The 8,056-nt window shown below is 36.6% G+C and carries 6 protein-coding genes and 1 pseudogene; 5 read left to right on the top strand and 2 right to left on the bottom strand.

The features are described 5' to 3' along the window. Positions 1-463: 463 nt before the first annotated feature. The gene (locus GX687_02830) at positions 464-850 is read right to left on the bottom strand and encodes a helix-turn-helix domain-containing protein (protein HHX96383.1); all 387 of its coding nucleotides are present in this window, start codon (positions 848-850) and stop codon (positions 464-466) included. A 213-nt stretch (positions 851-1,063) separates the two neighbouring features. On the opposite strand from GX687_02830, the pseudogene GX687_02825 reads away from it, so the two are divergent. From GX687_02825 to GX687_02810, 4 genes and pseudogenes are all read left to right on the top strand, one after another. Beyond that, positions 1,064-1,599, top strand: a pseudogene (locus GX687_02825) (transposase). 361 nt (positions 1,600-1,960) lie between these two features. Further along, complete coding sequence (locus GX687_02820) at positions 1,961-2,530, top strand: hypothetical protein (GenBank protein HHX96382.1); 570 nt, start codon at positions 1,961-1,963, stop codon at positions 2,528-2,530. Positions 2,531-2,564: 34 nt separating this feature from the next. Next, positions 2,565-3,926 carry a TrpB-like pyridoxal phosphate-dependent enzyme gene (locus GX687_02815; protein ID HHX96381.1) on the top strand — a complete coding sequence of 454 codons (1,362 nt, stop codon included), beginning with the start codon at positions 2,565-2,567 and terminating at the stop codon, positions 3,924-3,926. Positions 3,927-4,027: 101 nt separating this feature from the next. Continuing rightward, complete coding sequence (locus tag GX687_02810) at positions 4,028-5,632, top strand: MBL fold metallo-hydrolase (protein HHX96380.1); 1,605 nt, start codon at positions 4,028-4,030, stop codon at positions 5,630-5,632. A 45-nt stretch (positions 5,633-5,677) separates the two neighbouring features. Here GX687_02810 and GX687_02805 read toward each other — a convergent pair whose 3' ends face one another. Continuing rightward, positions 5,678-6,331, bottom strand: coding sequence for a hypothetical protein (locus tag GX687_02805; protein ID HHX96379.1), 654 nt, complete (start codon positions 6,329-6,331; stop codon positions 5,678-5,680). Between the two features lie 108 nt (positions 6,332-6,439). On the opposite strand from GX687_02805, the gene GX687_02800 reads away from it, so the two are divergent. Further along, on the top strand, positions 6,440-8,056 hold the full coding sequence (locus tag GX687_02800) for a DAK2 domain-containing protein (GenBank protein HHX96378.1): 1,617 nt from the start codon (positions 6,440-6,442) through the stop codon (positions 8,054-8,056).

Here is an 8,056-nt window from a genome sequence, read left to right as displayed (position 1 = left end):
TGACCTTTTTCGACCAAACCTTCCTTATTTTATTATTCTATTGTTCCCACTTAATTTCCTCTCATTTCCCAATATTAATAAGTAATTAATATATACTGTCTTTTTAACCTTTATGGAATTAAACCGGGAATTTCCTTCCCGAACATCAACACCCTTTATTAATTCCCTTTAAAACTAATTTAAGAAAATTAAAAACCCCTTAACCCTCATGATATTCATAAGCAAAATCAAAATTCTCATAACCAATAACAGGATAAGGCCAAGGACCACATTCTGTATCCAATACCTCCACAATTATCCGATAAATAATTTTCCCCTCAGCCGCTTGTTCACGTCTAATCTTATGTGTTTCGGCTCCATAACTGATATCTTTCCCACAATCAGCAACAATTCCATTTGAACTACCACTAGACTAAAGCCATAGTGAATTCCTACGTACAGAGTTCTATCAAACTCTAATTGATTAGGCTATCCCCGTAGTCCCTACAGTTTGAAGTCTTAATACTTCATTTTTAAGATTCAAACTTGCGTTAATATCTCGGTCATGATAGGTATGACAATTTGGACATTCCCCTTCACGAAGTCCAAGATTTTTAAGTGATGATTGAAGTGCAATGCTATCCACTTCTTTTAACCAAACTAATTCTTTCTTTAGTTGGGTTAATTGAGCAGAACAAGAGTTATAGGTTAATCCTTTACCTGTTTCCTTGTAAGTGTCGTTCCACTTTGCCAAAAAATGATTAAACACGAAACGAGAGCAGCCAATTGTTTTAGCGATTAGAGTTTCTTGTTCTTGATTTGGATAGATACGGAATTTGTATGCTTTATGAGCTAATTGCGATGTTCGCAAACTAAACAAGGATAGTGGTTTCGGGAACAGCTAAAAAAATCTTTGCCCCAAAAAATGACGATGTATTGCTAGTTTGCGTATTGTAAATAAGTTAGAACTTGAAAATTCACCCCAAAAGAAAAAACCCTTTAAAAGGGTATAAAACAGTGAAACTCCTACATCCTTAGTATAATATTGTTAGGACAAAAAAATACTTTTGGAGGGAGTTTCACTATGGCAAGTATACCACAATTAACGCTTTTTGGGTGGGAGGAAATTGAAAAATTAGGTGATTTAGAAAGATTACGTTTGATACTTGAATATCTGCTTGATGAGGAATTAATGCGAGCCCTTGAAAAAGAAAGAGGGAAAGGGCGTAATGATTATCTGGTTAGAGCAATGTGGAATTCTATTTTAGCCGGTATAATATATGAACATTCATCTATTGAAAGTTTAATCCGGGAGTTATCTAGAAATGGTCAACTTCGGTTGATGTGTGGTTTTCATAGTAATGGTGATATCCCCCGGTCATATGTATATTCTAGGTTTTTAAAAAAACTATTTACTAAAGAAGAAATGCTCATTACCTTATTTAATAAATTGGTTACCGATGCCCAGAAGCTCTTACCCAATTTCGGCAAGAATTTAGCGATCGATGGTAAAGCCATTTCATCCCTAGCGAAGGGGGCTAATAAAAATATGAAGGAATTGACAATGATGGTCGATTGTGGTCAAAGGCGGTAAAATGGTTTGGTTATTATCTACATCTAATAGTTGATACTGATTATGAATTACCAGTTGCTTTTAAGGTAACCAAGGCCTTTACATCAGAGGTTAAACAAGCCCATAAAATGATTGTTTGCCTTGGCCAAACGCAATCACAATTGCTTAAAAATTGTGAGGTTTTAATGGCTGATCGAGGTTATGATGATCAAAAATTACATAAAAAGTTATGGAATGATTATCGTATTAAATGGGTTATTGATATTCGTAATATGTGGGGAAAGTCTGATAAAACAGTTAGTGTAAAATTACTTTGGGGAAAAACTGTAAAATAAAAAAAAGGGCATCTCCCTTGTGATATTATAAGTTTAAGAAAAACAACAAAATCACAAAAAGGAGAAATGCCCTATGGAATCTATTATACAGGAAACCGCACAAAAAACAAGCATTAGCTTTGAAAAAGAATTAGAAAATTTAATGACGAAAAGACAGGATATTTCGAAATTTATTTTGGGGATCAGTAAAACCTTGAATGAAACTGGTGCTAGCCTAGTAGCGGAAGCATTGGAAACAATGGATTATCTTTATCGGGAAAGTGAGGTAAGAAAGCAAAACTGGGTTATTAAGAGTAAAAACGATCCTAAAACCCTAGCCACAATATTTGGGGAAGTAAAATATAAAAGGACATATTATCAAAACAAGAAAAGTGGTAAATATTGCTACTTGTCCAACGAGGTACTTGGTATAATGTCCCATGATAATCTGGATGCCTCATTGAAAGCCAAATTAATAGAGAAAGCTGTTTTTATGCCTTATGCTCATAGCGGAGAAAAGGCAAATGAACATGTGGCCTTACAAAATGGGGGAAGAGAGGAACCAAAATTAGTATATGTACATGAAAGCCGGGAAAAGATTGGGGAAAATCGTTGGAAATTATTAAAAAGACTTGTTGTATACGTTAATTATGTGTTAAAATAATATACATATTTTAGATGAGAGGAGAAATGTCAAGATGAGTAGAGATGAGTACAAAATTATTTTACCGGAGGAGAAGATACCTAAATATTGGTATAATGTTCAGGCTGATATGCCGCATCCGGTAGCCCCGGGGTTGCACCCTCGCACAAAACAACCGCTGACTAAGGAGGATTTGGCCCCTATTTTTCCGCTATCTTTAATTGAGCAGGAAGTTTCTCAGGAAAGATTTATTGAGATTCCGCGGAAAGTTAGGGAAATGTATCGGCAATGGAGACCTTCGCCTTTGTTTAGGGCTCATCGCTTGGAAAAGGCTCTAGATACACCCTGTCGTATTTATTATAAATATGAGGGGGTAAGTCCAGTTGGCAGTCATAAGTTAAATAGTGCAATTCCCCAAGCTTATTTTAATAAAATGGAGGGAATACGTCGTCTAACTACGGAGACTGGTGCTGGACAATGGGGTACGGCCTTAGCTTTAGCCTGTCAGATGTTTGATTTAGAATGTGTTGTTTATATGGTTAAGGTCAGTTTTTTACAAAAGCCTTATCGGCGTATCTTTATGGAAACATATGGTGCTCAATGTTATTCTAGTCCTAGTGAAAGAACTGAAATTGGTAGAAATGTTTTACGTGAAGAACCGGATACACCGGGTTCTTTGGGCATCGCTATTAGTGAGGCTATTGAGGAAGCCCTACAAGATGAGTATACTAAGTATTCTTTAGGCAGTGTGCTTAATCATGTCTGCCTCCATCAATCAATTATTGGACAAGAAGTTAAACTGCAAATGGAAATGGTAGATGATTATCCAGATGTGGTAATTGGTTGTTGTGGAGGAGGCAGCAATTTTAGTGGAATTGCTTTTCCATTTATTCCAGACAAATTACAGGGTAAGAATATTAGATTGATTGCTGTGGAACCGGCGGCATGTCCCACTTTTACTCAGGGGCGTTTTGCTTATGATTATGGTGATGTGGCTTGTTTGACTCCTTTATTGAAGATGTATACCTTAGGTTCTAATTTTACACCTATGGGAATTCATGCCGGAGGCTTGCGTTATCATGGTGGTTCACCATTATTAAGTCAACTTTATAATGATGGATTAATAGAGGCTCGGGCGGTTAAACAAAAATCTATTTTTGAAGCAGCTCTGCTTTTTGCCCGTACTGAAGGTATTTTGCCGGCCCCGGAATCATCACATGCTATCAGAGCAGTCATTGATGAGGCTTTGAAGGGAAAAGAGATGGGGAAAGCAGCTAGTATTGTCTTTAATTTGAGTGGCCATGGACATTTGGATTTAGCTGCTTATGAAAATTATTTAGCTGGTAATACACAAGATATTGCAATTTCCCAAGTAGAAATAGACAACAATTTAAAGAATTTGCCAGAAATTGATTAAGTAGACAGCCTCGGTCTAAAAACCGAGGCTGTTTTAAATTTTTGCTTCTTTTAGACTTTTTTTGTGTTAGAATAAATGCAGGATAAAGGAGGTGAAATAACATGAATATTCAATTTTGTGGTGCGGCAAAAACAGTGACCGGTTCATGTTTTTTGGTAACTACAAAGGAAAGGAAGTTTCTGGTAGATTGTGGTTTGTTTCAAGGTTCTAAGTCTTTAAAAGAATTAAATTATGGTCCCTTTCCGTTTACACCTTCAGAAATAGATTTTGTGTTATTAACTCATGCTCATATTGATCATTGTGGTCTAATACCAAAATTATATAAACATGGTTTTCGTGGTCCTATTTATACTACTAAAGCCACTATTGGCTTATGTAAAGTTGTTTTGCCTGATAGTGGTTATATTCAAGAAATGGAAGTAGTAAGAAAAAATAGAAAGTTGGCCAGAAGTGGGAGACCATTATTGGAGCCTATCTATACAGCCGAGGATGCACAAAATTGTTTAGGTCTTTTTAAAAGCTTCCCTTATGAAACACCTTTTATCGCTGCACCGGGTATCAGAGTTAAATTTTATGATGCTGGTCATATTTTAGGTTCAGCCATGATTGAAATTACTTTAGAAAAAGAGGGTACAGAAAAAAGAATTGTTTTTACCGGAGATATTGGTAATACTGATACAGCTATAGTGGAGGATCCCACGAAAATCAAACAGGCTGATTTAGTAGTTATGGAATCTACTTATGGTGATCGTTATCATTTGGAAACAGAAGATCGCTTGGCGGCTTTGGTGCGTGTTGTTAAAGAAACCATGGCTAAAGGTGGTAATTTAGTTATTCCTAGTTTTGCTGTGGAAAGGACACAAGATTTAGTCTATTGTTTAAAGATAATGAAGGGTAAAAAGTTAATTCCGCCGGTAGATATTTATATTGATAGTCCTATGGCTGTGGAAGCAACTAAAGTCTTTATTCAAAATCCTGAGTTTTTTGATCAGGAAGCTACTCTTAGAATTAAAGGTAAAGGGGCTGAGGCACTTTTTACTGGTGAAGATATTCATTATGTACTTTCTACAGAGCAATCTATAGCTTTAAATAAGGTAAGGGGTGGGGCTATTATTATTTCTGCTAGTGGTATGGCAGATGCGGGAAGAATTAAACACCATTTAAAACATAATTTATGGCGGCCGGAATCCACAGTTTTGTTTGTCGGTTATCAGGCACAAGGAACTTTAGGGAGAAGAATTTTGGATGGTCAAAAAAAAGTGAGAATTCATGGTGAGCAAATTGCTGTAAAGGCTAATGTAGAAAGAATAGATGATTTTTCAGCACATGCTGACCAATCTGGTTTATTGGAATGGTTAAAGGGTTTTCAAACAATACCTCGGCAAATAGTTTTGGTTCATGGTGAGAGTAATGCTTTGAAAACTTTACAAAGGGTAATTGATAGGGAATTGGGGGTTAAAGCACAAATTGCTGAATATGGTATGATTTATGATCCTGCTACAGCGGCGGTTGTCGCTGAAAAAAGGGATTATCCCTTTCCTTTACCTGTTACTACCGCCCTGGAGCCTTGTCTTCAGGATGCTTTTACACTTATCGCGGAAAACATTCTTTTACGTTCACAAGCACAGGGTTGTGAACCTAAATTAATGCAGCGTTTATTGGCTCAACTCGCGGAAATACAAAGGGAATTGCAAAAGGTGGATTAAATCTAAAAAATAGTAGGAATTAGCCCTTCTGTGTCGAAATTAAATTTAAGCATCTTTTTTGTATACACAGTCTGGATGTAATCCTAAAGTCCACAATTTATTGGTATGATATTCCATGAAACAGACAGGATCATTTGGATAAATTAATTTTCCACATTTAAGACAAAATCCCTTTTTAGTTGCTTTACCGGAATAAAAATTTGGAATGGTTGTTGACCATTTTTGCCAACTAGGCCAACCGGTTTTGCAGAGTAAGGCTCTAGTTTTAAAATCAGCCATGACCCATTTAAAAAGCCGATGAAAACTGAAAGCATAACGGGCATGTTTGATGAAGTTTGTGGGCAGCCCGAGTTTGATAACATATTGAGTAAATGAAGCTTCTACCTGATGTTGTAAAGGTCCGACAATTTTTTTGTTTTTCCAGCGATAACCATGTTTGGAGAGCCATTGGCGTAATCGATCAAAAATATAACTGGGGCAGAGATAAATATTTGTTTGTGAATCGATATTTAGTTTTTGAAAACCATGTTGAATAATGTTGATGACATAATCCTGATAAGTTTTTTTATTAAAATGAGGTGGCTGAAAATAGTTAAGGGGGATTAAATCAAAAAAATATTCTTGGGTGTCTTTTTTTAAAATGCCTATTCCCGTTCCCCCAATTAAGCTACCGCTTCCGGCGTCATCAATCTCCACCATAATTTGCACCTGCTTTGTTTTAGTGTTATTTTATCTTTAAAAAGGCTTAAATATTAAATAAAGAAGGTTAAAAACGTTGTGGTAGAAATGGGGTAAGGAGGCCATGTTGTGAAATTGGAGAAAATTGATGGTTTGCTTTGGTCAAAACTATTAATAGCGGCTAGTCTTTATTTGGAAGAACGCAAGCAAATTGTTAATGATTTAAATGTCTTTCCAGTACCTGATGGTGATACAGGTACAAATATGAGTTTAACAATGAATTCAGCAGTAGATGCTATTACTAATAATCAGGTGGCGGAAATTGGTGCTGTGGCTAAATTAATGGCTCACGGGGCTTTAATGGGTGCTAGGGGAAATTCCGGAGTGATTTTATCACAATTGTTAGCTGGTTTTGCTCAGAGTGTAGCTGCTAAAATGACTATTGGTCCAGATGATTTTTGTACAGCACTAGGTAAAGCTATGGAAATGGCTTATCAAGCTGTTATGCAGCCTGTGGAAGGTACAATTCTGACAGTTTCCCGGGGTGCTTTTGAGGGGGCACAGAAGGAATTGCTGGAAGCAACTCCTACTTTATTTTCGGTTTTTCGGGGAGCCTATCAAGGTGCTCGTGAAACACTGCAAAAAACCCCGGAAATGCTGCCAGTTTTACAACAAGCTGGTGTAGTTGATGCTGGTGGTCAGGGGCTTGTTTATATTTTGGAAGGTATGCTTTCTGTTTGGGATAATAATTTACAGGAAATGCCTTTAGTTGAAGTTGTGCCTCGTAAAAAAGTGATTCAGGAAAATACTTATACGGAAAAACAAGTTTTGGAATATCAATATTGTACGGAATTTATTTTAAAGAAAAATACGCTGGCCTTGCCTCTGGAAAAAATAAGGTCTTATTTAACTGATAAAGGGGATTGCCTGTTAGTGGTGGGGAGCAGCTCTACTGGAAAGATTCATATTCACACTAATACCCCGGGATTGGTTTTAGATTATTGTCTTCAATATGGATCTTTACATGAAATTAAAATTGATAATATGAGTGAACAAAGTGAGGTAATGAGTCTTAGGGAAAAACCGATAAAACGTTTGGGAATTATTACGGTTTCATCAGGTCAAGGGCTTAATGATGTCTTCCGCAGTTTGGGTGTTGATGTGGTTATTGAGGGTGGGCAAACTATGAATCCTAGTATCGAGGAATTTGTGAATGTGGTTGAACAAGTTTTGGCTGAGGAAGTAATAATTTTGCCAAATAATAGTAATATTGTTTTAGCAGCTCGCCAAGCTGCCGAGGTAGCGGTTAAACCTGTGGCTATAGTTGAGACTAAAACTATTCCACAAGGTATTGCTGCTTTAATGGCTTTTAACCCCGAATATGATCTGCAAACAAATCAACAAAAAATGAATGAAGCAGGTCAAGAGATTGTTACCCTAGAAGTAACATATGCGGTTCGTGATGCGGAATATGAGACTCATTCAATTAAAAAGGGCCAAATTCTCGGTTTGGCGGAAGGGAAATTAGTTTTTACAGGTGATGAGGTTATTGAGGTTGCTATTCAATTGTTAGAACGTTTTTTACAGCCAGACCATGAATTAGTTACAGTTTATTATGGAGCGGATCTGGCTGAGAAAAAGGCTGCTCAAATGGTGCAAATACTCTCGGAAAAGTATAAACAATTGGATTTTGAGCTCCATTATGGTGGCCAGCCTTTATATTATTATTTAATTTCTTTAGAATAA

The organism is Clostridia bacterium, from assembly GCA_012841935.1.
In the GTDB taxonomy this organism is placed as follows: domain Bacteria; phylum Bacillota; class Peptococcia; order DRI-13; family DTU073; genus DUTS01.
The sequence above is the reverse complement of the archived record's forward strand: the minus strand, read 5'-3'. Positions and strand labels throughout refer to the sequence as shown.

Bases quoted from the DNA above. Each gene is read 5' to 3' on its own strand.
- GX687_02820 (HHX96382.1), top strand. From the start codon at position 1,961: ATGGAATCTATTATACAGGAAACCGCACAAAAAACAAGCATTAGCTTT.
- GX687_02815 (HHX96381.1), top strand. From the start codon at position 2,565: ATGAGTAGAGATGAGTACAAAATTATTTTACCGGAGGAGAAGATACCT.
- GX687_02810 (HHX96380.1), top strand. From the start codon at position 4,028: ATGAATATTCAATTTTGTGGTGCGGCAAAAACAGTGACCGGTTCATGT.
- GX687_02805 (HHX96379.1), bottom strand. From the start codon at position 6,331: ATGGTGGAGATTGATGACGCCGGAAGCGGTAGCTTAATTGGGGGAACG.